The 25,344-nt window shown below is 70.4% G+C and carries 22 protein-coding genes, 4 tRNA genes and 1 pseudogene; 13 read left to right on the plus strand and 14 right to left on the minus strand.

Going from position 1 to position 25,344, the window contains the following annotated elements:
- Positions 1-10: 10 nt before the first annotated feature.
- Both LJ657_RS37055 and LJ657_RS37060 read left to right on the plus strand, forming a co-directional pair.
- A tRNA-Asp gene (locus LJ657_RS37055) sits at positions 11-85 on the plus strand.
- A 338-nt stretch (positions 86-423) separates the two neighbouring features.
- On the plus strand, positions 424-612 hold the full coding sequence (locus LJ657_RS37060) for a DUF6274 family protein (protein ID WP_232653335.1): 189 nt from the start codon (positions 424-426) through the stop codon (positions 610-612).
- Between the two features lie 503 nt (positions 613-1,115).
- Here LJ657_RS37060 and bldC read toward each other — a convergent pair.
- Together bldC and LJ657_RS37070 are read right to left on the minus strand one after the other, a co-directional pair.
- Positions 1,116-1,322, minus strand: coding sequence for a developmental transcriptional regulator BldC (gene bldC / locus LJ657_RS37065; protein ID WP_003949541.1), 207 nt, complete (start codon positions 1,320-1,322; stop codon positions 1,116-1,118).
- Positions 1,323-1,887: 565 nt separating this feature from the next.
- A complete protein-coding gene (locus tag LJ657_RS37070) occupies positions 1,888-2,730 on the minus strand; it encodes a DUF8083 family protein (protein ID WP_232653336.1) in 843 nt (280 codons plus the stop codon).
- Between the two features lie 222 nt (positions 2,731-2,952).
- Between LJ657_RS37070 and LJ657_RS37075 the strand changes: the two genes are divergently transcribed.
- Both LJ657_RS37075 and LJ657_RS37080 read left to right on the plus strand, forming a co-directional pair.
- Positions 2,953-4,056: a Leu/Phe/Val dehydrogenase gene (locus tag LJ657_RS37075; RefSeq protein WP_232653338.1), complete on the plus strand. Its 1,104-nt coding sequence runs from the start codon at positions 2,953-2,955 to the stop codon at positions 4,054-4,056.
- A 290-nt stretch (positions 4,057-4,346) separates the two neighbouring features.
- Entirely contained in the window at positions 4,347-4,604 is a 258-nt protein-coding gene (locus LJ657_RS37080) for a DUF3073 domain-containing protein (protein ID WP_232653340.1), read from the plus strand.
- A 76-nt stretch (positions 4,605-4,680) separates the two neighbouring features.
- On the opposite strand, the gene purM is transcribed toward LJ657_RS37080, so the two are convergent.
- From purM to LJ657_RS37100, 4 genes are all read right to left on the minus strand, one after another.
- Positions 4,681-5,748, minus strand: a complete 1,068-nt coding sequence (gene purM, locus LJ657_RS37085) for a phosphoribosylformylglycinamidine cyclo-ligase (protein WP_232653342.1) — start codon at positions 5,746-5,748, stop codon at positions 4,681-4,683.
- Between the two features lie 63 nt (positions 5,749-5,811).
- On the minus strand, positions 5,812-7,341 hold the full coding sequence (gene purF, locus LJ657_RS37090) for an amidophosphoribosyltransferase (protein WP_232653344.1): 1,530 nt from the start codon (positions 7,339-7,341) through the stop codon (positions 5,812-5,814).
- Positions 7,342-7,402: 61 nt separating this feature from the next.
- Positions 7,403-8,191 carry an META domain-containing protein gene (locus LJ657_RS37095; protein ID WP_232653346.1) on the minus strand — a complete coding sequence of 263 codons (789 nt, stop codon included), beginning with the start codon at positions 8,189-8,191 and terminating at the stop codon, positions 7,403-7,405.
- Between the two features lie 40 nt (positions 8,192-8,231).
- Positions 8,232-9,029: a maleylpyruvate isomerase family mycothiol-dependent enzyme gene (locus LJ657_RS37100; protein ID WP_232653348.1), complete on the minus strand. Its 798-nt coding sequence runs from the start codon at positions 9,027-9,029 to the stop codon at positions 8,232-8,234.
- A gap of 183 nt (positions 9,030-9,212) precedes the next feature.
- Here LJ657_RS37100 and LJ657_RS37105 point away from each other — a divergent pair, with 183 nt between their 5' ends.
- Entirely contained in the window at positions 9,213-9,797 is a 585-nt protein-coding gene (locus tag LJ657_RS37105) for a Uma2 family endonuclease (RefSeq protein ID WP_232653350.1), read from the plus strand.
- 72 nt (positions 9,798-9,869) lie between these two features.
- Here LJ657_RS37105 and purL read toward each other — a convergent pair whose 3' ends face one another.
- The 3 genes from purL to purS are packed head-to-tail and all read right to left on the minus strand — an operon-like array spanning position 9,870 to position 13,089.
- A complete protein-coding gene (gene purL / locus LJ657_RS37110; RefSeq protein WP_232653352.1) occupies positions 9,870-12,128 on the minus strand; it encodes a phosphoribosylformylglycinamidine synthase subunit PurL in 2,259 nt (752 codons plus the stop codon).
- Positions 12,125-12,829 carry a phosphoribosylformylglycinamidine synthase subunit PurQ gene (gene purQ / locus LJ657_RS37115; RefSeq protein WP_232653354.1) on the minus strand — a complete coding sequence of 235 codons (705 nt, stop codon included), beginning with the start codon at positions 12,827-12,829 and terminating at the stop codon, positions 12,125-12,127. The genes purL and purQ overlap by 4 nt, the downstream gene beginning before the upstream one ends.
- Positions 12,826-13,089: a phosphoribosylformylglycinamidine synthase subunit PurS gene (gene purS / locus LJ657_RS37120; RefSeq protein ID WP_030620556.1), complete on the minus strand. Its 264-nt coding sequence runs from the start codon at positions 13,087-13,089 to the stop codon at positions 12,826-12,828. The genes purQ and purS overlap by 4 nt, the downstream gene beginning before the upstream one ends.
- A 279-nt stretch (positions 13,090-13,368) precedes the next feature.
- Here purS and LJ657_RS37125 point away from each other — a divergent pair, with 279 nt between their 5' ends.
- The 8 genes from LJ657_RS37125 (at position 13,369) to LJ657_RS37160 (ending at position 17,850) form a co-directional block, all read left to right on the plus strand.
- Positions 13,369-13,686: a histone-like nucleoid-structuring protein Lsr2 gene (locus tag LJ657_RS37125; RefSeq protein ID WP_232653356.1), complete on the plus strand. Its 318-nt coding sequence runs from the start codon at positions 13,369-13,371 to the stop codon at positions 13,684-13,686.
- A gap of 124 nt (positions 13,687-13,810) precedes the next feature.
- A tRNA-Gly gene (locus tag LJ657_RS37130) sits at positions 13,811-13,882 on the plus strand.
- A gap of 81 nt (positions 13,883-13,963) precedes the next feature.
- Positions 13,964-14,036: transfer RNA gene (locus tag LJ657_RS37135), tRNA-Gly, on the plus strand.
- A 139-nt stretch (positions 14,037-14,175) separates the two neighbouring features.
- Positions 14,176-15,114 (plus strand): ABC transporter ATP-binding protein, encoded by a 939-nt coding sequence (locus LJ657_RS37140; RefSeq protein WP_232653358.1) that lies wholly within the window; start codon positions 14,176-14,178, stop codon positions 15,112-15,114.
- Entirely contained in the window at positions 15,111-15,890 is a 780-nt protein-coding gene (locus tag LJ657_RS37145) for an ABC transporter permease (RefSeq protein ID WP_232653359.1), read from the plus strand. Before LJ657_RS37140 ends, LJ657_RS37145 begins: the two co-directional genes overlap by 4 nt.
- Positions 15,872-17,143: a sensor histidine kinase gene (locus LJ657_RS37150; protein WP_232653361.1), complete on the plus strand. Its 1,272-nt coding sequence runs from the start codon at positions 15,872-15,874 to the stop codon at positions 17,141-17,143. Before LJ657_RS37145 ends, LJ657_RS37150 begins: the two co-directional genes overlap by 19 nt.
- Positions 17,140-17,754, plus strand: a complete 615-nt coding sequence (locus tag LJ657_RS37155) for a response regulator transcription factor (RefSeq protein WP_232653363.1) — start codon at positions 17,140-17,142, stop codon at positions 17,752-17,754. The genes LJ657_RS37150 and LJ657_RS37155 overlap by 4 nt, the downstream gene beginning before the upstream one ends.
- A 23-nt stretch (positions 17,755-17,777) precedes the next feature.
- Positions 17,778-17,850: transfer RNA gene (locus LJ657_RS37160), tRNA-Gly, on the plus strand.
- 40 nt (positions 17,851-17,890) lie between these two features.
- On the opposite strand, the gene LJ657_RS37165 is transcribed toward LJ657_RS37160, so the two are convergent.
- The 5 genes and pseudogenes from LJ657_RS37165 to LJ657_RS37185 all read right to left on the minus strand — a co-directional run.
- Positions 17,891-18,790 carry a phosphoribosylaminoimidazolesuccinocarboxamide synthase gene (locus tag LJ657_RS37165; RefSeq protein WP_232653365.1) on the minus strand — a complete coding sequence of 300 codons (900 nt, stop codon included), beginning with the start codon at positions 18,788-18,790 and terminating at the stop codon, positions 17,891-17,893.
- 160 nt (positions 18,791-18,950) lie between these two features.
- Positions 18,951-20,453 carry a N,N-dimethylformamidase beta subunit family domain-containing protein gene (locus LJ657_RS37170; RefSeq protein ID WP_232653366.1) on the minus strand — a complete coding sequence of 501 codons (1,503 nt, stop codon included), beginning with the start codon at positions 20,451-20,453 and terminating at the stop codon, positions 18,951-18,953.
- A gap of 214 nt (positions 20,454-20,667) precedes the next feature.
- The gene (locus LJ657_RS37175) at positions 20,668-22,464 is read right to left on the minus strand and encodes a M48 family metalloprotease (protein ID WP_232653556.1); all 1,797 of its coding nucleotides are present in this window, start codon (positions 22,462-22,464) and stop codon (positions 20,668-20,670) included.
- 335 nt (positions 22,465-22,799) lie between these two features.
- Positions 22,800-24,053, minus strand: a complete 1,254-nt coding sequence (purD, locus tag LJ657_RS37180) for a phosphoribosylamine--glycine ligase (RefSeq protein WP_232653368.1) — start codon at positions 24,051-24,053, stop codon at positions 22,800-22,802.
- Between the two features lie 465 nt (positions 24,054-24,518).
- A pseudogene (locus LJ657_RS37185) lies at positions 24,519-25,344 on the minus strand (hypothetical protein); the annotation flags it as partial.

Genomic DNA, 25,344 nt, shown 5'->3' on the forward strand with positions numbered 1-25,344 from the left:
CGCGAAACCTGGTCCTGTGGAGCAGTTTGGAGTGCTCGCCACCCTGTCAAGGTGGAGGCCGCGGGTTCAAATCCCGTCAGGACCGCAGTGAGAACGAGAACGATCAGGGCCCGCACCCGACAAGGTGCGGGCCCTCTTCATGCCCCCGCACGCCATCTCGGCCCGGCCGCAGCATCTCAGCCCTCCTCAGCCCGGCCGCAGCATCTCCGCCCGTCCGGCGTTTGAGGAAGAGGCCGTTCAGGCCGAAGCGGGGGGCCGGGGCGCAGCCCCCAGGGGGCGGTCACTGCAGCGTGCGGCTCCGCACGGGCCTCCGGGACGGCGACACCGGCGCCCGGCGGAGCCCCACGCCTTCTTGACGCCGTCAATTTCCATCGGTACCCAGAAGACAGGGCCGTTCCCCGTTCGGCCCCGTGGAGGTGGCGTATGGCGGCGTCGGTCAGGCACGAGACACGGGCCCTGCTCCGTGCGCATCTGTCGGCCGCTTCGTCGTACGGCCATCTGACCCGCCACTGCCCGATCTGCCACCACCTGCTGCGGCTGGCGCTGGACGCGCCGAGGGTCGCCGAGATCCCGGACGAGGGCGTCGAGGACGAAGCCGCCGCCGGCGCCTGACCGTCGGCCACCGCCAACGCCCGCCAACCCCCGCTCCGCCATGGGAATCTGGACCGCGTGCCTCCTTTAGCGCACGTATGCCGAGGCCAACAAGGACCGCGCCATGTGACGGGTGTCACCGCATGAGTTTCTGAAACCGCGGTACTTACACCCCACCTACAAGTGGTCAATTTTATATGTGCAATTGCACCACTCGGGGACCCCTCCGGGAGGCTCCCGCCCGGCGCCCCCAGCGGACCCCCACAGGAGATCCGACACCCCTCCCCAGACTCCGACAAGGCCACTCACAGAGTCCCGGTCCGGGTTCACCGCGCGAACAAAAAAGATCGCGCTGGACCCGGCGGAGTCCAGCGCGATCGACGACGCACCCTGTTGCTTGTTCGGAAAGCTCTGAAGAGCGTGGGCGTGGAGCCTGTTGGGGCAGACCCCGCGTCGCTTGGAGCTAGGGTCCGGGCGCTGCGGCAAGTTGGGGGAACTGCCGGTTTGCCCGGTTATGCAGTTGTTCAGGCCTCGCTGCGCTGCTGCGGGATGCCCGCGAGCAGCGCACGGACCTCCGCCTCGCGGTAGCGGCGGTGCCCGCCGAGCGTTCGAATCGAAGTGAGCTTTCCGGCCTTCGCCCACCGCGTGACCGTCTTGGGGTCGACGCGGAACATCGTGGCGACCTCAGCCGGGGTCAGCAGCGGCTCGGCATCAGGGGTGCGAGCGGTCATGAGCGGCCTCCTCGGGAGAACCGAACCTTCTCGGTTCTTTCCTCTAAATTCTGCACCTTGACCCGCGTTGCCCGAAATGGTGGACGCGGGTCGAGTCGGTTATAGGACGAACGGCTTGTCCTCGGCACTACAACTACACCATCTGTCCAGCCGCGTCGGCCAAACCGATGGAATTGCCCCTCCAGTTGTTCATCAGCGACGGAAGCCGATGGACCATGCCATAGCGGACAGTCACGTCACTGTGACGATCAGTCACAGGACAATCAGGAGCCACGAGACCCCCCAAAGCGTGCAATGCTGAGATTCCGCCCACAGTGGTACGCACCGGGACGGACGGAGCCCTCCCCGGACTCCTTGTCCTATTTTGGCACGAGGAGGGGCAAGGGACGCAAGGGCCGCGTAAGTGCGGTCCGTCACGCTTGGCACAGCTTGAGATGAACGCCCGGATCGGGACCTACGTCCCATGTTGACGAAACCTCAGGAAACACAGAGCACACTTCGGTGCGAGGACGAAACCCCAAAACGGGCGATTCGTCAAACGTCAGTTCGTTACCTGAAGCCGGTCTCAGTTGGCCGAGCGCCGGTCCCGGACCGCCCGCCAGCGCTCCACCAGCCGCGCGTACGCCGCCCCCGCGGCCACCCCGTCACCCTGCCGCAGCGCCTCGATGCCCTCGGCGACGTCCGCCGCGGAGTGGTCGTCCTCCAGCTCACCGGCCGGCAGCGTGTGCACCAGGCCGCCGTAGTCCAGCTCCACCAGCGAGCGCGGGTGGAACTCCTCCAGCCAGCGCCCCACGTCCACCAGGCCGTCGATCAGCGGCCCCTCGTCGATGCCGTCCCTCAGGGCCCGAAGAGCCCGCGCCACCCGCCGCCGCGCCTGCACCATCGGCGTCTGGTAGCGCAGCATCGGAGGGATCTCGCCGGAGCCCTTGTCGAAGCGCCGCTCGGCGTCCGACACCAGCACGAACCAGTGCAGCGGCACCTGCCAGGTCGCCGTGCGGATCCAGGGGCGGGCGTCCGGGTTGCGGACCAGCCAGCGCTCGTAGTCCTGCGTCGCCTGGCGTCGTACGACCTCCGGGAGCACCGCGTCCAGAACCGGCTTCGGCAGCTCCTCGGGCAGCTCCTGGAGCGCCTGCCAGCCGCGCAGCCGGGTGCGCCAGGGGCACACGCACAGCACCCCGTCGGCCTCCAGCACGAAGGCCTCGCCGCTCTCGTGCACCGGCACCGGGATCGGCGGGGTGGGCACCAAGTCGGCCAGGGAGCGCCGCAGTTCGTCCTGGTACGACGGCCGGTCGGCGCGCCGGGCGTAGCGCGCCCAGTGGCTGCGCTCCGGCTCGGGGAAGGCGGCCAGTGGCTCGTACACGCGCAGGTACGTCGCGTACGGGACGATCACCGAGGACACCTTGGGCACGCCTGCTCCCTCCCCCGCCCACCACCGGGAAAACCTGCGGAACCCGCTCACAAACGCGCGGGAAATCTATGCAAATCGTCGCACGGCCGTACTCCGCGAGTGGGTGATCCTGAGCACTGCGCGGTGGCCGGGGCGCCCAGGCTCTAATCTCATGCTCACAGCACCCGCCACCCGCACGGGAGCTGGTCTCCAACCGCCGCTAGCTACTCAGGAGTCACCACAGTGACCGACGTAACCGGCGCACCTGCTGATGTACTGCACACCCTGTTCCACTCGGACCAGGGCGGACATGAGCAAGTCGTGCTCTGCCAGGACCGCGCCAGCGGCCTCAAGGCCGTCATCGCCATCCACAACACCGCCCTGGGCCCCGCGCTCGGCGGTACGCGCTTCTACCCCTACGCGACCGAGGCGGAGGCCGTCGCCGACGCCCTCAACCTCGCGCGCGGCATGTCGTACAAGAACGCCATGGCCGGTCTCGACCACGGCGGCGGCAAGGCCGTGATCATCGGCGACCCGGACCGGGACAAGACCGAGGAACTGCTGCTCGCCTACGGGCGGATGGTGGCCTCGCTCGGCGGCCGGTACGTCACCGCCTGCGACGTCGGTACGTACGTCGCCGACATGGACGTCGTGGCCCGTGAGTGCCGCTGGACGACCGGGCGCTCCCCGGAGAACGGCGGCGCCGGCGACTCCTCCGTCCTCACCGCCTTCGGCGTCTACCAGGGCATGCGCGCCAGCGCCCAGCACCTGTGGGGCGACCCCTCGCTGCGCGGCCGCAAGGTCGGCATCGCGGGCGTCGGGAAGGTCGGCCACCACCTCGTGACGCATCTGCGGGACGAGGGCGCCGAGGTCGTCATCACCGATGTGCGCGAGGAGGCCGTGGGACGGATCCTCGCCGCGCACCCGAAGGGCGTCAGCGCCGTCGCCGACACCGCGACCCTGATCCGCGCCGAGGGTCTGGACATCTACGCCCCCTGCGCGCTCGGCGGAGCGCTCAACGACGACACCGTGCCCGCGCTGACCGCGACGGTCGTCTGCGGCGCCGCCAACAACCAGCTCGCCCACCCGGGCGTCGAGAAGGACCTCGCCGACCGCGGGATCCTCTACGCGCCGGACTACGTGGTGAACGCCGGCGGTGTCATCCAGGTCGCCGACGAGCTGCACGGGTTCGACTTCGAGCGGTGCAAGGCGAAGGCGGCGAAGATCTTCGACACCACGCTGGCCATATTCGCACGTGCGAAGGCGGATGGGATTCCGCCGGCCGCCGCGGCCGACCGGATCGCCGAGCAGCGGATGCACGAGGCGGTCGCCGGGCGCAGTCTCTGACCTTCGGAAGGTTTGGCCGGTACCCGTCGGCGCACACTTAGAGAGAACTCTCACGTTCGTCGGCGGGTCGCCTGTCGAGAAGTGGTTAAAATCGCGGTTGACCAGCGGGGACGGGGCGCCCCGAGGGTCCTGGACCCGGGCCCGTCCTGCGGGCGACGTACCGTATGGGCGCGGGCTCAGGTACCGTGGAAGCCCTACGGACGGGTCTCTCCACGGAGAGCCCGTTCCAGATCATGAACGCGTGTCAAGACTCTGGGGCCACCGAGCCCCGTATTCGAGGGGGTCGAGCCATGGGGCGCGGCCGGGCAAAGGCCAAGCAGACGAAGGTCGCCCGCCAGCTGAAGTACAGCAGCGGCGGGACTGACCTGTCGCGTCTGGCCAATGAGCTGGGCGCTTCGACTTCGAGCCAGCCGCCGAATGGCGAGCCGTTCGAGGACGACGACGAGGAAGACGACCCGTACTCCCAGTACGCGGATCTCTACAACGACGACGATGAGGACGAGGACGACGAGTCCGGCCCCACGTCGCAACATCGCCGCGGCGCTTGACGCACCCAGCAGTGCTTGACCCGGTCCGGGAGTGATCCACACCACCGGACCGGGTTTTGTGCTGCTGTCGGGATCGTCAGGCGCTGTAGTCGCCGACCAGTGCCGCGCCCGTCCCGTGGTCGCCGCGGTCCGTGATCTCACCGGCGACCCATGCCTCGACCCCGCGGTCGGCCAGCGTCGCCAGGGCCACGTCCGTGGACCCCTCTGGGACGATGGCGATCATGCCCACGCCCATGTTGAGGGTCTTCTCCAGCTCCAGGCGCTCGACCTGACCCGTCCTGCCGACGAGGTCGAAGACCGGGGCCGGGGTCCAGGTGGAGCGGTCGACGATCGCGTGCAGACCGTCCGGGATGACGCGGGCGAGGTTCGCGGCGAGGCCACCTCCCGTGACATGGCTGAACGCGTGCACCTCGGTGGTGCGGGTCAGCGCCAGGCAGTCCAGCGAGTAGATCTTCGTCGGCTCCAGCAGCTCCTCGCCGAGGGTACGGCCGAGCTCCTCGATCCGCGCCTCCAGCGACAGGCCCGCCTGGTTCAGCAGGACGTGCCGGACGAGCGAGTACCCGTTCGAGTGAAGCCCGGAGGCCGCCATGGCGATCACCGTGTCACCCGTACGAATGCGATCCGGGCCCAGCAGCCGGTCGGCCTCCACCGCACCCGTACCGGCGCCGGCGACGTCGAAGTCGTCCGGACCGAGCAGTCCGGGGTGTTCGGCCGTCTCGCCGCCCACGAGCGCGCAGCCGGCCAGCACACAGCCCTCCGCGATGCCCTTGACGATCGCGGCGACCCGCTCGGGGTGGACCTTGCCGACGCAGATGTAGTCGGTCATGAACAGCGGCTCGGCGCCGCACACCACGATGTCGTCCATGACCATCGCGACCAGGTCGTGGCCGATGGTGTCGTACACGCCCAGCTGGCGCGCGATGTCGACCTTGGTGCCCACGCCGTCGGTGGCGGAGGCGAGGAGGGGACGCTCGAAGCGCTTGAGGGCGGAGGCGTCGAAGAGGCCGGCGAATCCGCCGAGGCCGCCGAGGACCTCGGGGCGCTGCGTCTTCTTCACCCACTCCTTCATGAGCTCCACGGCGCGGTCGCCCGCTTCGATGTCGACGCCCGCGGCTGCGTAGCTGGCACCAGTTGTCTCAGACATGGCTATGAGAACTTTCGTGTCGTACGGCAGGCGTTCTTTGCAGAACGCACAGCACGGGACGTCTTACGGGCGGCGGATCGCGTCGGCCGCGGCCGTGGCGGCCGGGCCGGCCGCCAGCTCCGTCTCCAGGAGCTGCTTGCCGAGCAGCTCGGGGTCGGGGAGCTCCATCGGGTACTCACCGTCGAAGCAGGCGCGGCACAGGTTCGGCTTGGCGATGGTGGTCGCCTCGATCATGCCGTCGATGGAGATGTACGCCAGGGAGTCGGCGCCCAGCGAGGTGCCGATCTCGTCGATCGTCATGCCGTTGGCGATGAGCTCGGCGCGGGTGGCGAAGTCGATGCCGAAGAAGCACGGCCACTTCACGGGCGGCGACGAGATCCGGATGTGGACCTCGTCGGCGCCCGCCTCGCGGAGCATGCGGACCAGGGCGCGCTGGGTGTTGCCACGCACGATCGAGTCGTCGACGACGACCAGGCGCTTGCCCTTGATGACTTCCTTCAGCGGGTTCAGCTTCAGACGGATGCCGAGCTGGCGGATCGTCTGGGAGGGCTGGATGAAGGTCCGGCCGACGTACGCGTTCTTCACGAGACCCGCGCCGAAGGGGATGCCGGAGGCCTCCGCGTAGCCGATGGCGGCCGGGGTGCCGGACTCCGGGGTCGCTATGACGAGGTCGGCGTCGACCGGGGCTTCCTTGGCGAGCTTGCGGCCCATCTCCACACGGGACAGGTACACGTTCCGGCCGGCGATGTCGGTGTCGGGGCGGGCCAGGTACACGTACTCGAAGACACAGCCCTTGGGCTTCGCTTCCGCGAATCGAGAGGTACGCAGGCCGTTCTCGTCGATGGCCACGAACTCGCCCGGCTCGATCTCGCGGACGTAGCTCGCGCCGCAGATGTCGAGGGCGGCGGACTCGGAGGCGACGACCCAGCCGCGCTCCAGGCGGCCGAGGACCAGCGGGCGGATGCCCTGCGGGTCGCGGGCCGCGTAGAGGGTGTGCTCGTCCATGAAGACGAGGGAGAAGGCGCCGCGCACCTTCGGGAGGACCGTGTGGGCGGCCTCCTCGATGGTCAGGGGCTTGCCGTCCGCGTCCTCCTGGGCGGCGAGCAGGGCCGTCAGCAGGTCGGTGTCGTTGGTGGCCGCCACCCGCGGGGTGCGGCCGCCCTCCTTCTTCGGGAGGTCGGCGACCATCTCGGCGAGCTGCGCCGTGTTGACAAGGTTGCCGTTGTGGCCGAGCGCGATGGAGCCGTGCGCGGTGGCGCGGAACGTCGGCTGGGCGTTCTCCCACACGGAGGCGCCGGTGGTCGAGTAGCGGGCGTGTCCGACCGCGATATGACCCTGGAGCGAACCGAGCGAGGTCTCGTCGAAGACCTGGGAAACGAGGCCCATGTCCTTGAAGACGAGGATCTGGGAGCCGTTGCTGACCGCGATTCCCGCGGATTCCTGGCCCCGATGCTGGAGGGCGTAGAGCCCGAAGTAAGTGAGCTTGGCGACCTCTTCACCGGGAGCCCAGACTCCGAAGACGCCGCAGGCGTCCTGGGGGCCCTTCTCACCGGGGAGCAGATCATGATTGAGTCGACCGTCACCACGTGGCACGGCTCCGAGTGTAGGCGAGATCGACCACTGGTCCGAATTGGGGATACCTGCCGCTAATGGATCACCGCTCGGCGACCGCCTTGGCGGTTTCTCCGTTTGCGCTGGTCAGCGTGAGGGTTTGCTGATCCAACCCATAGCTCACGGTGCCGTCGAAGAGGCGCAGGAGGCTCTTCTCCGTATGCATGAGTGAGGTGTCGCACATCATTCGTGTGGTGGACGGGGCGCCCAGGGTGATATGTCCGTCGCGGACCGTGGCCTTCGCGGTGGCGTGGTTGCAGCCGAGGCGGCCGGTGACCTTGCCGGACTTCTTGTCGAAGGTGAGGTACGCCGACGCCGTCTGCTGCCGGGGCAGGCCGGTCGCCGTGCCGTTGCTGTCGCCGACTGCCGTGATCGTCCACTTCGTCCCGTACAGAGGGGCGTCCCTCTCCTTGGTCAGCCGGATGCGGTCGCCGTCGTGGGTGGTGAGCGTCAGGCCGTCGCCCTTGGTCCGGACCGTGAGCGAGTGGTCGGTGAGGGTGGCCGCGAGGGCCCGTTCGAAGGCCATGCGGCGCGGCTCGCAGGCCATCAGGGTCTGGCGGGCGTTCGTCAGTTCGACGCGGTGGTCCTTGAAGGCGGCCTTCGCGCCGAACTCGTTGCAGCCGTAGTTGCCCACGGCGGTTCCGTCCGCGCGGATCCGGAGGTCGGCGTCGGCCGGAGCGCGCCGGGTGGTGCCGTCCACGGTGACGCTGTCGACCTTCCAGTGGACGCCGGAGACCTCCGACGCGACGGATGCGCTGCCCGTGTCGCTTCCGCACGCCATCACGAGCGGGAGCACGGTCAGGACGGCGAGGGTGAGTCGCTGTTTGTCCATGCCGATGGGACGGGAGGGACGGGGGTCCGGTTCCGCCCGTTCACCTCATCAGCGGCAGCAGCCCGCTCAGGTCCGCCCGTTCCCCACTGGCGCTGACCTGGGCATCCTGGACCGCGTCCGCCCAGGTCACGCGCCCGGTCGCGAGCCGGATCCAGGTCAACGGGTCGCTCTCGACGACGCTCGGCGGAGTGCCGCGGGTGTGCCGGGGGCCCTCGATGCACTGGACGACGGCGTACGGCGGGATCCGCACCTCGGTGGAGCCGCCGGGTGCCTTCGCGGCCAGGGCGTCGGCGAGCAGCCGGGTGCAGGCGGCGAGCGCCTGGCGGTCGTACGGCACCTCCAGTCCCGGCACGGCGGCGTTCAGGTCATCGGTGTGGACGACGAGCTCCACGGTGCGGGTGACGACGTAGTCGGCGAGGGGCAGGGCGCCGACGTTGGTCTCCAGGAGCCGGCTGCCGGGGTGCTCGTCGAGCAGCCGGCCGAAGCTCTCCTCGATGTCGGCGAGGTAGGCGACGAGGTCGGTGTGCTGTTCGGCGATCCGGCGGGTGAAGTCGTCGATGGCCGCGGAGTTGGCGGCGGTGGCGAAGGCCCAGTCGAGCAGCACGGCGTCCTGCTTGGCGGGCTCCGCCCTGTCGAGCGACCGGTGTACGGCCGTCACCGCCATCCCGATGTGCGCGACCAGCTCCCGCACGGTCCACGCGCCGAGCCGGGTGGGCCCGGCCAGCTGCTCGGGGGTCAGGGTGCGCACGGCCTCCCGGACGTTCCCGAACTGGGCCAGCACGGCCTTGCGGATCTTGGTGGGGTCATAGGTACGGGCGCGCTTCTTGGCCGGGGGCATGTCGGTGAGCCTATGGGAGACCGCCGAGTCGAGCCAGGCTCGTGGTCAGGGGGTAGATCCGAACTCGGGGGATCGCCCAGTGGTGAAAGGGAGGTGATCACCCGTGCGAGTGATCACCGGAAAAACCCGCCCCGCGCCGCCGGGACCAGTCAACACTGGCCTTCGCCTGGAAGGGGGTGCAACATGACGGTTATGGCCGAGCGCGCGTCTCAGATGTCGGTGGAGGAGTTCGAAACGATCGCCTCCGCCGCTCCCGAGACCGTCACGTTGGAGTTCATCAACGGACGGATCGGAGTCAAGAAGGTGGCGGACGGAGACCACGACACTATCGTCACCTGGCTGGCCCGGCGCTGTATGCAGACCAGGCCTGACCTGGACCTGTACCAGGGCCGAGGGCTCAGGGTAGAGGCGTATCGGGAAGGCAGGGTGAAACCGGATGCGGTGCTCGTGCCGGAGGCCCACTTCGCAGGGCAGGGTGAGTGGGCCGACCCGGACGGCGCGCTCATGGTCGTCGAGGTCACCTCGTACGACTCGGACACCGACCGACGCGACCGGCACGAGAAGCCGACCGCGTACGGGCAGGCCGGGATCCCCCTGTACCTCCTGATCGACCGGGACTCCTGCACGGTCACGGTGCACAGCAACCCGGACCGGCAGGTCGGCGGCTACCGCAGCATCCAGACCTCGAAGTTCGGCGAGAAGGTGTCCGTACCGGGCCCCATCGACATCGAGTTGGACACGGAGATCCTCAAGAACTACGTCCGCTGAACGCCCGACAAGCCGAGAAGGCCCCGCCCGGAAACGTGAATCCGGGCGGGGCCTTCACCGTCGTAAGACCGCCTACGCGAGCAGCGCCGGGATCGTCCCCTCGTGCGCCTCGCGCAGCTCGGCCAGGGACAGCTCGAACTCGCCCTGGAGCTCGACCGACTCCCCGTCCACGACACCGATACGCGTGACGGGCAGACCCCGTGCACCGCACATGTCGTTGAAGCGGACCTCCTCGGAGCGCGGCACGGCGACCACCGCGCGGCCCGCCGACTCGGAGAAGAGGAAGGTGAACGCGTCGAGCCCGTCCGGTACGACCAGACGCGCGCCCTTGCCGCCGAGCAGCGCCGACTCCACGACCGCCTGGATCAGACCGCCGTCGGACAGGTCGTGCGCGGAGTCGATCATGCCGTCGCGGGAAGCCGAGATCAGGATCTCGGCGAGCAGGCGCTCGCGCTCCAGGTCGACCTTGGGCGGCAGGCCACCGAGGTGGTCGTGCACGACCTGCGACCATGCCGAACCGCCGAACTCCTCGCGGGTGTCGCCGAGGAGGTAGAGCAACTGCCCCTCCTCCTGGAAGGCGACCGGTGTGCGGCGGGCGACATCGTCGATGACGCCCAGGACCGCGACCACGGGGGTCGGGTGGATGGCCACCTCGCCCGTCTGGTTGTAGAGCGAGACGTTGCCGCCGGTCACGGGAGTGCCGAGCTGCTGGCAGGCGTCGGCGAGACCGCGGATGGCCTCCGCGAACTGCCACATGACGGCCGGGTCCTCGGGCGAGCCGAAGTTCAGGCAGTCGGAGACGGCGAGCGGCTTGGCGCCGGTCGTGGCGACGTTCCGGTACGCCTCCGAGAGGGCCAGCTGCGCGCCCGCGTACGGGTCGAGCTTGGCGTACCGGCCGTTGCCGTCGGTCGCGATGGCGACGCCCAGGCCGGACTCCTCGTCGATGCGGATCATGCCCGAGTCCTCGGGCTGGGCCAGCACCGTGTTGCCCTGCACGAAGTGGTCGTACTGGGACGTGATCCACTTCTTGGAGGCCTGGTTGGGCGAGGCCACCAGCTTCAGGACCTGGTCCTTCAGCTCGGCCGAACTCCCGGGCCGCGCAAGCTTGTTGGCGTCGTCGGCCTGGAGCTCGTCCTGCCAGGACGGGCGGGCGTACGGGCGCTCGTAGACCGGGCCGTCGTGCGCCACGGTCCGCGGGTCGACGTCGACGATCTTGCCGCCGTGCCAGAAGATCTCAAGCCGGTCGCCGTCGGTGACCTCACCGATGACGGTCGCGATGACGTCCCACTTGTCGCAGATCTCCAGGAACCGCTCGACCTTCGCCGGCTCCACGACCGCGCACATGCGTTCCTGCGACTCGCTCATGAGGATTTCCTCGGGCGAGAGCGTGGAGTCGCGCAGCGGTACGTCGTCCAGGGTCACGCGCATGCCGCCGGAGCCGTTGGAGGCGAGCTCGCTCGTCGCGCACGACAGACCGGCCGCGCCCAGGTCCTGGATGCCGACGACCAGCTTCTCCTTGAAGGCCTCCAGGGTGCACTCGATCAGGAGCTTCTCCTGGAAGGGGTCGCCGACCTGGACCGCGGGGCGCTTCGACGGCTTGGCGTCGTCGAAGGTCTCGCTCGCCAGGATCGACGCGCCGCCGATGCCGTCGCCGCCCGTACGGGCCCCGTACAGGATGACCTTGTTGCCCGCGCCGGACGCCTTCGCCAGGTGGATGTCCTCGTGCCGCATCACACCGATGGCACCGGCGTTGACCAGCGGGTTGCCTTGATAGCAGGCGTCGAAGACGACCTCGCCGCCGATGTTCGGCAGGCCCAGGCAGTTGCCGTAGCCGCCGATGCCGGCGACGACGCCGGGGAGCACGCGCTTGGTGTCGGGGTGGTCGGCCGCGCCGAAGCGCAGCGGGTCCACGACCGCGACCGGCCGCGCGCCCATCGCGATGATGTCGCGGACGATGCCGCCGACACCGGTGGCCGCGCCCTGGTAGGGCTCGACGTACGACGGGTGGTTGTGCGACTCGACCTTGAAGGTGACCGCGTAGCCCTGGCCGACGTCGACCACGCCCGCGTTCTCACCGATGCCCACCAGCAGCGCGTCGCTCTGCGGGGCCTTCTCGCCGAACTGGCGCAGGTGCACCTTCGACGACTTGTAGCTGCAGTGCTCGGACCACATGACGGAGTACATGGCGAGCTCGGCGCCGGTGGGCCGACGGCCGAGGATCTCCACGACCCGCTCGTACTCGTCCTTCTTCAGGCCGAGTTCGGCCCAGGGCAGCTCGACGTCGGGGGTCGCGGCCGCGTGCTCGACCGTGTCCAGAGGCGTCCGGCTCATGCGTTGACCAGCTTCTTGAGGATCGAGGTGAAGAAGGGAAGGCCGTCGGTGCGGCCGGACCCGATGAGGGGCTCCACAGCGTGCTCGGGGTGCGGCATGAGCCCTACGACGTTGCCGGCCTCGTTGGTGATGCCGGCGATGTCGCGGAGCGAGCCGTTCGGGTTGCCGCGTTCATCAGCGACTCCGTCGCGGGCGACGTACCGGAAGGCGACGCGGCCCTCCGCCTCGAGCTTGTCGAGGGTGTACTCGTCGGCGACGTACCGGCCGTCCATGTTCTTCAGCGGGATGAAGATCTCCTGGCCCTCGCTGTAGTCGCTGGTCCAGGAGGTGGCCGCGTTCTCCACCCGCAGCTTCTGGTCGCGGCAGATGAAGTGCAGGTGGTCGTTGCCTAGCATGCCGCCCGGGAGGAGGTGGGCCTCGGTGAGGATCTGGAAGCCGTTGCAGATGCCGAGGACCGGGAGGCCGGCCTTCGCCTGCTCGATGACCGTCTCCATCACCGGAGAGAAGCGGGAGATGGCGCCGGCCCGCAGATAGTCGCCGTAGGAGAAACCGCCGGGCAGGACGACCGCGTCCACCTGGTGGAGGTCCTTGTCCTTGTGCCAGAGGGCGACCGGCTCGCCGCCCGCGAGGCGGATCGCACGCTGGGTGTCCCGGTCGTCGAGGCTGCCCGGGAAAGTGACGACGCCAATACGAGCGGTCACTTCGCGGCCTCCGCGACTTCCTCCACCTTGACGGTGAAGTCCTCGATCACGGTGTTGGCGAGGAAGGATTCCGCAAGATCGTGGATGCGGGCGAGGGCGGCCTCGTCGACCGGCCCGTCAACTTCCAGTTCGAATCGCTTTCCCTGACGTACGTCGGAGACGCCTTCGAAACCCAGACGCGGCAGTGCGCGCTGCACCGCCTGGCCCTGGGGGTCGAGGATCTCCGGCTTGAGCATGACGTCGACTACGACGCGTGCCACGTGCACTCCCGGTGGTGTGGTGCGGAGCAGGTTCCTGCAGTGGTTTCAGACTACCTGCACAAAATTTCTACGCGCGTCGACTTGTAGGAATCTACGTGACGACTGTCACGATCCGGTGCGGCAGCCGGTCGCTCCAGAAAATTTCCGGGAAAGATCCCGGATCGACATCCGAAACCTATTGCGCTCGGACACGCGGGAGGATTTAGTCGGGCTTCACATTGCATTGTCGGGCACTGTACAAATGAATTGTCAGCGTGCCGCACGAAGGGACCGATATTCGTGGCGCAGAAGGTCGTGGTCACTCTCTCTGACGACATCGACGGCTCGGAAGCGGCGGAAACGATCGCCTTCGGACTCGACGGCAAGTCGTACGAGATCGACCTGAATCAAGCCAATGCCAAGAAACTGCGTAAGGCGCTCGCGCCGTACGTGGAGGCCGGCCGCAAGCGGTCGAAGTCCGGCAGGACGTACCGGCAGACGGAGGTTGCCCCCGACCCGGCGGCCGTCCGCGCCTGGGCGCAGGCCAACAAGATGGACGTCCCGGCCCGCGGCCGGATCCCGAAGAAGGTCTACGAGGCGTTCAGCGCGGCGCAGTAGCCGCCGCCCGACGACCGGTCACCGGCCCCTCGGGAGAACCGACTTGCGCTGCACCCCTCCTGGTCAGCTAGAGTCTGGAGCACGCCGAGGGGCAAGGCCGAAAGGCCCGGCTCACGGAGTACATGCGGGTGTAGTTCAGTAGTAGAACATCCCCCTTCCAGGGGGAAGGCGCAGTGTGCAATTCCTGTCACCCGCTCTGCACCGCCGGTCCGGACCACTCTTGTGGATCAGGTAGGCTGGTGCTCGCGCCGATCGGTGGGAGCCGGTCGGAGGCAATGCGGACGTAGCTCAGTTGGTAGAGCGCAACCTTGCCAAGGTTGAGGTCGCGAGTTCGAGCCTCGTCGTCCGCTCTGATTGAAGGCCCCGGTCTTAGGACTGGGGCCTTCGTCGTGTTCGGCGCCTCTCCCTCCGGTCCCCTCTGACATTTGTCATGCCGAGTGATGACAGCGCGCACTGCTGCCGGATCCCGGTCGCCGGGACGCTGAAGTCATGGACACGAACGAACACGAACACGTGATTGAGGTCACTGACCTGCGACGTGTGTACGGGGGCGGGTTCGAGGCGGTGCGCGGAATCACTTTCTCCGTGGGCCGCGGCGAGATCTTCGCACTGCTCGGCACCAACGGCGCGGGCAAGACGTCCACCGTCGAACTGCTGGAGGGGCTCGCCCGGCCCGCCGGGGGACGGGTGCGGGTGCTCGGCCACGACCCGTACGAGGAGCGGACCGCCGTACGGCCACGGGTCGGGGTGATGTTGCAGGAGGGCGGATTTCCGTCCGAGCTGACCGTCGCGGAGACCGCGCGGATGTGGGCGGGGTGCGTGAGCGGGGCGCGGCCCGAACAGGAGGCGCTGGCGCTCGTCGGGCTGACGGAGAAGGCCGGCGTACGGGTGAAGCAGTTGTCCGGGGGTGAACGGCGGCGGCTGGACCTGTCGCTCGCGCTGCTCGGCGAGCCCGAGGTGCTGTTCCTGGACGAGCCCACGACCGGGCTCGACGCCGAAGGGCGCCGGGACACCTGGGAGTTGGTGCGGGCGCTGCGCGACGGCGGCACCACCGTGCTGCTCACCACGCACTACCTGGAGGAGGCCGAGGGGCTCGCCGACCGGATCGCGATCCTGCACGACGGGCGTATCGCGGCCGCCGGCACCCCGGCCGAGGTGACCGCCGGCCGGCCCTCACGGATCTCCTTCCGGCTGCCCGACGGCTACCTCCTCGGGGACCTGCCGCCGCTCGGGGAACTCGGGGTGTGCGGGCACGAGGTGGACGGCGAGGTCGTACGGCTGCGGACGCGGGAGTTGCAGCGGGCGGCCACGGGGCTGCTGGTGTGGGCCGAGGAGGCGCGGGTGGAGCTGCGGGGGCTGGATGTGCGGTCGGCCTCGCTGGAGGAGACGTTCCTGGGGATCGCGCGGGAGCAGGGGGTGGCGGTATGAGCGCCCTCGCGCTTGCTCCCGTCGGGCGGCGGCTTCGCGCACTGGCCCGCGCCGAACTCACCCTGCTCGGACGCAATCGCGGTGCGGTGGTCACGGCACTGCTCATGCCGCTGGCGCTGCCGTTCAGCGTGCGGCCCGCGGTCGACCGGATCGACCTCAAGGCGCAGGGGCTGAGCATCGGCACGGTGACGCTGACGGCCGCGGTCGGGTTCTCCTTCCTGTTCGCCGTGTACACGGCCCTGGTGAGCGCCTATGTCGCCCGCCGCGAGGAACTGGTCCTCAAGCGGCTGCGCACCGGTGAACTCGACGACGTGGAGATCCTGACCGGCACCGCCCTGCCCGCCGTCTGCATCGGCCTGGCGCAGGCCGTCGTGCTCTCCGTCGGCTGCGCCGTGCTGCTGGACGCGGGGACACCCCGCGCTCCGTATCTCACCGTCCTGGGCATGCTGTCGGGCTTGGTGCTGTGTGCCGCGCTCGGTGCGCTGACCGCTTCTTTCACCAGGACCGTGGAGAGCGCCCAGGTCACCGCGATGCCGCTGGTGCTGGTGTCGATGATGGGCTCGGGCATCGCGATCCCCACGGAGGTCCTGCCGCACCGGCTGGGCTCCGTGTGCGAACTGCTGCCGCTCTCCCCCGCGATCCGGCTGGTCCGGGGCGGCTGGACCGGACAGCTGAGCGCGTACGAGGCACTGGGCGCCGTGACGACCGCCCTGGCCTGGACCGTGCTTGCGGTGTTTGCTGTACGGCGGTGGTTCCGGTGGGAGCCACGGCGCTGACGGACGGGGGAGCGGAGTTGTTCGGGCGGATACGGGGGTGGCAGCGGCGGCACTGGCGGGATCGGAGCAAGGCCGAGCGGGTCGAGTTGCAGACCGTGGTGACCGGGTACGTCACGACGTGGGTCTTCTCCCTGTCCTGGCTGGCACTGCCGCTGGTGGGCGCACTTGAGCGGCGGCCCGCGCCGGTAGCCGTCGCGAGCGTGCTCCTCCTGGTCAGCGCCCTGCAGTGCGTGGAGGCCAACCGGCTCACCCGGACCGCACTCGACCACTACCTGGGCCGCGCCGAACTCCCGTTCCGCGCCCTGCGCCCCGCCGCCGTCCTGCTGGGCCTCGCGCTGGCCCTGACCCTGGCGCTTGCCGCGCTGGGCGGGGCCGACCCGGTGACGATCAGGCTTGTCATCGGTGCCGCGCTGATGCCCTTCGGTCTGCTGTACGGGCTGGTCACCTCCATACGGGTGTTCCTGCGCCGGTCCGCCGTGCTCGCCGTGGCGCTCATGGCCGCGTTCGCCTGGGCCGATCCGGATCCCGTCGGGATCGTCATGATCGGCGTACTGACCGGTTTCGGGGTGGCCCTCTCCCTGATCGCCAGCCGTTGCGGCGCCTGGACCCTGTCCGTGCTCTGGGAGGCGGAACGGGCCCGGGAGGCCGAGGCCCGGCTCGCCGTCGCCGAGGAGCGGCTGCGGTTCGGGCGGGATCTGCACGACGTGATGGGGCGGAATCTCGCCGTCATCGCACTGAAGAGCGAGCTGGCAGTGCAGCTGGCGCGGCGCGGGCGGGCCGAGGCGGTGGACCAGATGATCGAGGTGCAGCGGATCGCGCAGGAGTCGCAGCGGGAGGTGCGGGATGTCGTACGGGGGTACCGGGAGGCCGACCTCGGGGTCGAACTCGCGGGTGCGCAGGGCGTGTTGAGTGCGGCCGGGATCCGGTGCGCGGTGAGCGGGGAGGCCGGCGGGCTCGACGTCGGGGTTCAGTCGGTCCTTGGCTGGGTGGTGCGGGAGGCGACGACGAACGTGCTGCGCCATGGGGACGCGGTGCGATGTGACATAGCGCTGAGGACCGGCGAGAGAGGTGTGGTGCTGACCGTGGAGAACGACGGGGCGTCCGCTCCCGTGTCCGGCCGCGGGTCCGGGCTGGCCGGGCTGCGGGAGCGGCTGTCGGCGGTGGGCGGGACGCTGGAGGCCGTCCGTGTCGGCACGGATGTGTTCCGGGTGACGGCCGAGGTGCCCCTGAGCGTGAGTGGGGTCATGGCATGACCGCCGCCGTACGGCTTCTGCTCGCCGACGACGAGCATCTGATCCGGGGCGCGCTCGCCGCCCTGCTCGCTCTGGAGGACGACCTCGTGGTCGTTGCCGAGGCCGCGTCCGGCCCCGAGGCGCTGGCGATGGCGCGGGCGCACGAGCCGGATGTGGCCGTGCTCGATCTTCAGATGCCGGGCGCCGACGGTGTGAAGGTCGCCACATCCCTGCGGGCCGAACTGCCCGGCTGCCAGGTGCTGATCGTCACCAGTCACGGCCGCCCCGGACATCTGAAGCGGGCGCTCGCGGCAGGAGTGCGGGGGTTCGTGCCGAAGACGGTGAGCGCGCAGCGGCTCGCGGAGATCATCCGTACCGTGCATGCCGGGAACCGTTACGTCGACCCCGAGTTGGCCGCCGACGCGATCGCCTCCGGCGACTCTCCGCTGACCGTGCGGGAGGCGGAGGTGCTGGAACTCGCCGCCGACGGGGCGCCCGTCGCGGAGATCGCCGAGCGGGCCGCGCTGTCACAGGGGACCGTCCGGAACTATCTGTCGTCGGCCGTCTCCAAGCTCGGAGCCGAGAACCGTCATACGGCGGTGCGGCTCGCACGGGAGCGGGGTTGGGTATAGTTGGCTCCGCGCCACGGCGCACTGCGGACGTAGCTCAGTTGGTAGAGCGCAACCTTGCCAAGGTTGAGGTCGCGAGTTCGAGCCTCGTCGTCCGCTCTCTCTCGAAAGGCCCCCGGTTCTCCGGGGGCCTTTCGCATTACGACCAGCTCGTGCCCGTCAGGCGCTCGTACGCCTCGACGTACTTCGCCCGGGTCGCGTCCACGACCTGTGCCGGCAGCGGCGGCGGGGGCTGCTCACTCTTGCGGTCCCAGCCGGAGGCCGGCGAGGTCAGCCAGTCGCGCACGAACTGCTTGTCGTACGAGGGCTGCGCGCGGCCCGGCTGCCACTGGTCCGCAGGCCAGAAGCGGGAGGAGTCCGGGGTGAGGACCTCGTCCGCGATGACCAGCTGCTCGCCCTCGAAGCCGAACTCGAACTTGGTGTCCGCGAGGATGATCCCGCGGTCGCGGGCGATGTCGCGGGCGCGGGAGTAGACGGCGAGGGTCGCCTGGCGGAGCTGGGCGGCTGTGTCGGCTCCCACCTGGCGGGCGACTTCCTCGTACGACACGTTCTCGTCGTGCTCGCCGACGGCCGCCTTGGTGGCCGGGGTGAAGATCGGTGCGGGGAGTTCGCTGCCGTCGACCAGGCCCTCGGGCAGCGCCAGGCCGCAGACGGTGCGGGAGTCGTCGTACTCGACCAGGCCCGAGCCGGTGAGGTAGCCGCGGGCCACGCACTCGACCGGGACCATCTGGAGGGACTTGCAGACCGTGGTGCGGCCCGCCCAGTCGGCGGGGGCGCCGGGGGGCGGTTCGGTGCTCAGGACGTGGTGGGGGACCAGGTCGGCGAGCTGGTCGAACCACCACAGGGAGAGCTGCGTGAGGATGCGGCCCTTGTCGGGGATCTCCGTGGGCAGCACCCAGTCATAGGCGGACATACGGTCGCTGGCGACCATGACGAGGTCACCGGCCTCGTTCTGGTACAGCTCGCGCACCTTGCCGGTGTGGAGGTGAACCAGGCCCGGAACCTGGATCGGCTCGGGCTTCTCTACGAATCCGGACACGGTTCCTCCCCGTGGTTGAAGACAAAGGGTCGCCCGTAGGGCCCGAATAGGGCGTGGCGGGCGACGGGTGGGCCCAAGTGGCTCGATTCTCCCGTATGCCGGGGATCGCCCTTGGAGGGGGGTGGACTCGAAAGGGGCGGTGACGTGGACTTACGTGAGCTCAGTCACGTTTGCAGATCCGGTCCAGGAGGTTGGCGGTGGCGCGCTGCACTCGTGTGTCGACGTGGCCCGGACGGTCCAGGGACGGGGACCAGGCGAATGTGCCGGACGCGAACACCAGCGCGCCGGAGGGCGCTCGGTAGAGGGATGTCTCCTGGTGGCGGACGGCTCCCTCGGAGTCGGTGTACGGGGAGTGGGCGAGCAGGATGCGCTCCTCGTGCTCGGGGAGCGGGGTGCGCGGGAAGTAGCGGTCCGCCTCGCCCGCGACCAGGCCCTCGATCTCGTCGCCCTCGTGGGCGCCGGTCGCCTCCCACAACCAGTGGTCGGCGTTGCGGACGATCAGGGGGTGGGGGTCGGGGACCCGGCCCGCGTACTGGATGCCGACCAGTTGCTGCTCGGGGCGGTCGATCTCGCGCCAGAGGACCGGCCGGCCGGGGCCTTTGCGCTTGCGGCAGGTCAGCAGGCGATCGGGGACGCCGGACGGGGACGGGCCCAACTCGACCTGCCAGTACATGGTGTTGGCGGAGAGGAAGACCAGGGACGTGCCCTGCTCGCGGGCGAGTTCGACCGTGCGGCGCATGTTGGCCGACCAGTACTCGTCGTGTCCCGGGAAGACCAGGCCGCGGTAGCGGGTGGGGTCCACGTGACCGGCGTGCAGGTCGCGGGCGTCGGCGTAGGCCAGGTCGTAGCCGTAGCGCTCGGCCCAGCGGATGAAGTCGTAGCCGTGGCCGACGTGCAGGGGGAGGCCGGCTCCGGCGTACGGGCGGTCGAAGGAGACCGTGGTCGCGGCGTCGGACTCGCCGAGCAGACGGCCCTGTTCGTCCCAGGCGTGGTAGAGGCTCGCGCCCGTGCGGCCGTCCTCCGGGTAGAGGTTGTACGCCTGCCAGGTGACGTCGGGGAGGAGCAGAAGCAGGTCCGCGGGGTGGTTGTCGCGGACCGTGAAGGGGATGTGGGAGCGGTAGCCGTCGACGGTGGTGAGTACGGCGACGTAGGCGCCGATGCTCCAGTAGCTCGGGATCTGCAGGCGCCAGGAGAGCCACCAGTGGTGGCAGGAGACGGTGCGGTCCGCGGCGAGCGGCGGGGGCTGGACGATGCCGGAGAGGCGGGGGCTGGTGGTGATCTTGGCCGCGCCGTCGCCGCCGTAGTGGCCGATGCGGTAGATGTCGACGCTGAATTCCTGGGGCGGGTCGACCGTGATGTGGAAGTCGACGGCCTCGCCGGGGGCGACGGCACCGGTGGAGATGAAGCCCTTGATCTGGCGGCGGACGTCGTCCGCGGAGCGGGGTCCGCCGGCGGCTCGCGGGGCCGGGACGCGGGGGGCGTTCGACGGCTCGCCCGCGGGTGGCTGCTGGGGGGCGTCCACGTACCAGGGGACCACGTGACCGGTGTCGTCGAAGTACGTCTCGCTGCCGCGGAGCCAGGGGACGGGGCCCTGACCGAAGGGGTCGGTCACGGCATGCGCCAGCGCCCCGGATTCCCAGCGGCGGATCTGCTCCTGACCCATGGTCGCTCCCCTCCCTCGATCCCCCGCGGTCGCGTGGTGTGCCTGTCGCATGGTGTGGCGTGCCTGGCTTGTGGCCGTGGCGTGCCCTGGCTTGTGCCGCAAGCCCTTGCCATGTGCTCGATCGGTCCCAGCACATCACATTGCGCACCCATGTGGTCACTATTCGTTGCGAATTGGCCGAAAGTGGAATGCGGGATTCCGGTACCGGCGACCGTCACACAAGCCGGACGGGCTTCTCGGGGCGTATGCCGGATTCGAGCAGCCAGGTCCGGAGGGGAGCCGGGTCGCCGTCCTCCACGAGGCTGAGGACGCGAGGGGTCAGGTCCGTGGCCCGTTCGCCGTTGATGAGGAGGGACGGGCCGTCGAGCCAGTCGAGGCCCGGGGTCGCTCCTGCGGTGTCCATGGCGGCGCAGCAGACCATCGCGGTGACGTGGTCGGCGAGCAACTCGCGGGCTGTTCTCGGGGGTTGGAGCGGGAAGAGGGGGAGCGTGGCGTCGTCCCAGAGGGCGGTGTCGGGATCGGTCCGCTCCGCGGGGGTGGCGGTGGCTTCCTCACGGGCGAGCTCGGCGGTGAGGCCTGCGGTGAGGGTGGCGGTGCGTTCGTCTTCCGGTTCTTCGGCTTCGGCTTCGGCCTGGATGGTCCCACCCGCACCATCCATGGCAGTTTCGTCTTCGGGTGCGGGTGGCCCCTGTGAGGGGTTCTCGCAGTCGGCGTCCGACCGCTTGTTCGGGGGGAGGGATGGGGTCGACAAGTGGGTGAGGATTCTGGAGAGGGTGGGGCCGTCGGGGTGCTCGACGGCTGGGTCGGGGGTGGAGCTGACGCCCAGGGTGTCGAGGACTCGGTGGAGGCGGGCCGCGTCGGTGCGCCATTTGCGGTCCACGACCTCCTCCGGGTATTCGTCCCAGTCGACCGGGGCCCAGTCGGGGCCGGGCTCGGCGGGTCCTCCGTGGAACAGGCGGGCGGCGAGGAGCGAGGCCGCCCCGTCCACCGTGCCGGGCTCTTCCAGCAGGTCGCAGGCAGGGCGCTCGCCCAGACGGGAGGCGAAGCCCTCCGCCAGACGGTCGCGACGCGAGAGTTCCGTGAGAGCCGCCACCACTCCCGCGTCCAGGCGGGAAGGCCAGCGGCCCATCCGCCAGGCGGGCAGCGCGACCCTGGTCAGCAGGCGGTCCCAGCCGGCGTAGGCCAGGCCCACCTGTTCCTGGGCGACGATCCTGAGGCCGTAGTCCACAGCCTGTGCACGCTCGGAGGCCGCGGCCGCCACGCCTCGCTCCATCTGCGCGGCGTGCTCCCGGCAGCTGCGCAGCAGCAGACGGGCCACCCAGCCGAGGCTCGCGCACACCGCGCGGGTCAGGGGACAGCGGCCGGGCGTCGAGGCGACGGCCACCGCCGCGTCCAGGCCCCGTACGAAGCGGCGGGCCGCTGCTATGTCCGGGTGGGCGGAGGGCCCCGTACCGGCCACGACCGGAGCGAGGACCGCGCGCAGTTCGCCGACGCGCATCCACCACAGGAAGGGGGAGCCGATGACGAGGACCGGTGCGGCTGCGGTGCGCCGGTGGGCACCTCGCACGCCCGCTATCTCGTCGCGGTCCGCGGCAGGAGGCGGGCCGTGCGCCGGATGGGTGCGGTCCTCCAGCCAGCTGTCGCAGTCCGGGGTGAGCGCTATCGCGCAGGGGGCTGGGACGTCGAGCCGGTCGGCGAGGTCGCGCACCATCCGGTACAGGTCCGGGGCCGACTCCTCGGCGATCGGAACCGTCGGACTGACGGCCGGGCGGGCGCGGGCGACGACCAGGGCGATGGCGCCCGCGGCGAGGAGCACGAGGAGGGCGACGGGGGTCATGGTCCAGCGGGCGGCGTGCCAGAACGGACCCACGAGGTGGTCCGTGGAACCGCCGGCCAGCAGGATCACGGCGACCGCCGCGGGCAGCAGCGCCACGGCCAGTGCCCTGCTGCGGATGCGCAGCACGGCGAGGGCCCTCGAGCGCGCTGCCTGCGCGCCCGCCTCCACACCCATACCGGTACCGGTCACGGCCGGTCCTCACCCCCTCCCAAGCTGTCCTGGCTGCGCGGCTGTCCTGGCGTTGCTCACTCCCCCACTGTGGCACCCGCCACTGACATCGCAATGCCGGTGGGCCAAGTGCCGGACCGCTTGCGCCGCACCCTAGTTGGGGCCCCGGCCCACGTCAGCCGGATGGGGTATCGGTCACTCGATGGAATGGCTTTGGGGAGAGGTGGATGACGGAAAGCGAGGATCGGGCCCCGAATCCTTAGACGGATCCGGGGCCCGATGGGTTGGCCGGCGGGTGTGGGCGGACGCTGTTGGCCGGCGGGTGTGGGCGACGCGGCGGGTCAGGCGTACTGGGCCGCCTTGGCCGCGATGTCCGTGCGGTGCTGGGAGCCGTCGAGGTGGATGCGGGAGACGGCCCGGTACGCGCGGTCGCGGGCCTCGGTGAGGTCCTTGCCGGTCGCCGTGACGGACAGGACGCGGCCGCCGGCGCTGACCACCGTGTCACCGTCGTGCCGGGTGCCGGCATGCAGGACGTAGGCGTGCGGGGCGTCCTGGGCGGCCACCTCGTCGAGGCCGGTGATGGGGTCGCCGGTGCGGGGGGTGGCGGGGTAGTTGTGCGAGGCGACGACCACGGTGACCGCGGCGTCGTCGCTCCAGCGCAGGGGCGGCAGGTCGTCGAGGGTGCCGTTCGCGGCGGCGAGCAGGACGCCGGCCAGCGGGGTCTTCAGGCGGGCCAGCACCACCTGGGTCTCGGGGTCGCCGAAGCGGGCGTTGAACTCGATGACCCGGACGCCGCGCGAGGTGATCGCGAGACCGGCGTACAGGAGGCCGGAGAAGGGGGTGCCGCGGCGGCGCAGCTCGTCGACGGTCGGCTGCAGAACGGTCTGCATGACCTCCTCGACGAGCTTCGGGTCGGCCCACGGGAGCGGGGAGTACGCGCCCATGCCACCGGTGTTCGGGCCCTCGTCGCCGTCGAGTGCGCGCTTGAAGTCCTGGGCGGGCTGGAGCGGGACGACCGTCTCGCCGTCGGTGATGGCGAAGAGGGAGACCTCGGGGCCGTCCAGGAACTCCTCGATGACGACACGCTCGCAGGAGTTCGCGTGCGCCTTCGCCGCCTCGATGTCGCTGGTGACGACCACGCCCTTGCCGGCGGCGAGCCCGTCGTCCTTGACGACGTAGGGCGCACCGAAGGCGTCGAGGGCCTCGTCGACCTCTTCCGGGTTCGTGCAGACGTACGAGCGTGCGGTGGGCACCCCCGCTCCCGCCATGACGTCCTTCGCGAAGGCCTTGGAGCCTTCGAGCTGCGCGGCTTCCTTGGCGGGGCCGAAGACCGGGATGCCCGCCTCGCGCACGGCGTCGGCGACCCCGGCGACGAGGGGTGCCTCAGGGCCCACGACCACGAGGTCGGCGGCGAGCCGTTCGGCCAGCGCGGACACGGCTTTGCCGTCCAGCGCGTCGACCGGGTGGAGCTCGGCGACCTCCGCGATGCCGGCGTTGCCGGGGGCGCAGTGCAGCGCGGTGACGTCGGGGTCGAGGGACAGGGAGTGGCACAGGGCGTGTTCGCGGGCGCCGCTACCGATGACGAGGACCTTCACGGGGGTCAGCCTAACGGGGGTTTTGTGCGGGGTGCCGAGTGGGAGGGGGGTGGTGAGCTGTGCGTTCCTCCAAACCGGGCCCGGTGGTGGGGCGACCGGACCTGAGGGCTGCCGCCCCCAGCCCCCCGCCTTTCGGCCTGAACGGCCTCGTCCTCAAACGCCGAACGGGCTGAAATGCCGTGCCCGGCGGCCAGAGCAGAACCCGAGAGGGCAGGTCCGCCGCCTGGAAGAACTCCCACCGAAAGAACTGGCCCGCCTGGAAGCACTTCCGCCTGGAAGCACTTCCGCCCGGAAGAACAAGGTCGCCCGGGAAGGACAGGCCCGCTCGGAAGGACAGGCCCGCGCCCGAAAGAAACAGGCCGCACTCGGAAGAGCAGGCCCACCCGAAAGACGCAGCCGCGCCCAGAAGAGCGGTCTACTCGTTCGTGAACTCCTCCACGACCGTCGCGCCCAGCTCCCGCACGATCAGTTCGTGGCCGGAGAGGGCCGATTCGTTGAGGTCGGGGTCGTCGTCCTCGGGGATGTCGTCCTCGGGGGAGACCGGGGGTGGGGGTTCCGGGGCCGCTGGCTGGGGGACGGGGGTGGGCCGGTTCGTCGGGGGCGGTGACGTGGGGGCGGGTGCGGTGGGCGGTGGGGACGGCGGGCTCTGGGTGGGCGTGCCGCCGGTGTTGCCGTAGCCGCCCGGGGTGGCGCCTCCGCCGTAGCCGCCGTTGGAGGGGGCGGCGGGTGGCGGAGGGGCCGAGCCGCCGGACGGGTCGACGATCGCCTCGATCTTCCACTGCACGCTGAACTGCTCGGCCAGCGCCTGGCGCAGTACGTCCTCGCTGCCGCTGCTCGCGAAGTTGTCGCGGGCGCCCGCGTTGACGAAGCCGAGCTGGAGGGTCGTGCCGTCGAAGCCTGCCACCTGGGCGTTCTGGCTGAGCAGGATCCAGGTGAAGCGGCGGCGGTTCTTGACGGCCTCCAGGATGTTCGGCCAGAGCATGCGGGGGTCCAGGCCGCCGGTCGGGGGCGCGTACCCGGCGGCCGACGCGGCGGGCTGGGGGGTGGCTGCCGGGGCCGGTGCGCTGGGCGGGGGCGCGGGCGCGGGCTGTCCGGTGCCCGCGGGGGCGGCCGTGGGCCAGCCACCGGGGCGTCTGCCGCCGCCCGCGGTGGCCGCGGTGGGCCAGGCGCCGGGAGCGGGAGCGGACGGGGGTGACGGGGGCTGCTGGGCTGCCGCGGGGGCGGGCGCCGGGGCTGCTGCGGGAGCGGCCGGTTCGGGCGGGGCGGCAGATGTCTGAGCCGGGGGTTCCAC

The sequence above is a fragment of the Streptomyces guryensis genome (assembly GCF_021261325.1).
In the GTDB taxonomy this organism is placed as follows: Bacteria; Actinomycetota; Actinomycetes; order Streptomycetales; family Streptomycetaceae; genus Streptomyces; species Streptomyces guryensis.

Excerpts from the sequence above, each read along its gene's own strand:
- LJ657_RS37060 (WP_232653335.1), top strand. The coding sequence starts at position 424 with ATGGCGGCGTCGGTCAGGCACGAGACACGGGCCCTGCTCCGTGCGCAT.
- bldC (WP_003949541.1), bottom strand. The coding sequence starts at position 1,322 with ATGACCGCTCGCACCCCTGATGCCGAGCCGCTGCTGACCCCGGCTGAG.
- LJ657_RS37080 (WP_232653340.1), top strand. The coding sequence starts at position 4,347 with ATGGGGCGCGGCCGGGCAAAGGCCAAGCAGACGAAGGTCGCCCGCCAG.
- purM (WP_232653342.1), bottom strand. The coding sequence starts at position 5,748 with ATGTCTGAGACAACTGGTGCCAGCTACGCAGCCGCGGGCGTCGACATC.
- LJ657_RS37095 (WP_232653346.1), bottom strand. The coding sequence starts at position 8,191 with ATGGACAAACAGCGACTCACCCTCGCCGTCCTGACCGTGCTCCCGCTC.
- LJ657_RS37100 (WP_232653348.1), bottom strand. The coding sequence starts at position 9,029 with ATGCCCCCGGCCAAGAAGCGCGCCCGTACCTATGACCCCACCAAGATC.
- LJ657_RS37105 (WP_232653350.1), top strand. The coding sequence starts at position 9,213 with ATGACGGTTATGGCCGAGCGCGCGTCTCAGATGTCGGTGGAGGAGTTC.
- purL (WP_232653352.1), bottom strand. The coding sequence starts at position 12,128 with ATGAGCCGGACGCCTCTGGACACGGTCGAGCACGCGGCCGCGACCCCC.
- LJ657_RS37140 (WP_232653358.1), top strand. The coding sequence starts at position 14,176 with ATGGACACGAACGAACACGAACACGTGATTGAGGTCACTGACCTGCGA.
- LJ657_RS37145 (WP_232653359.1), top strand. The coding sequence starts at position 15,111 with ATGAGCGCCCTCGCGCTTGCTCCCGTCGGGCGGCGGCTTCGCGCACTG.
- LJ657_RS37155 (WP_232653363.1), top strand. The coding sequence starts at position 17,140 with ATGACCGCCGCCGTACGGCTTCTGCTCGCCGACGACGAGCATCTGATC.
- LJ657_RS37170 (WP_232653366.1), bottom strand. The coding sequence starts at position 20,453 with ATGGGTCAGGAGCAGATCCGCCGCTGGGAATCCGGGGCGCTGGCGCAT.
- LJ657_RS37175 (WP_232653556.1), bottom strand. The coding sequence starts at position 22,464 with ATGGGTGTGGAGGCGGGCGCGCAGGCAGCGCGCTCGAGGGCCCTCGCC.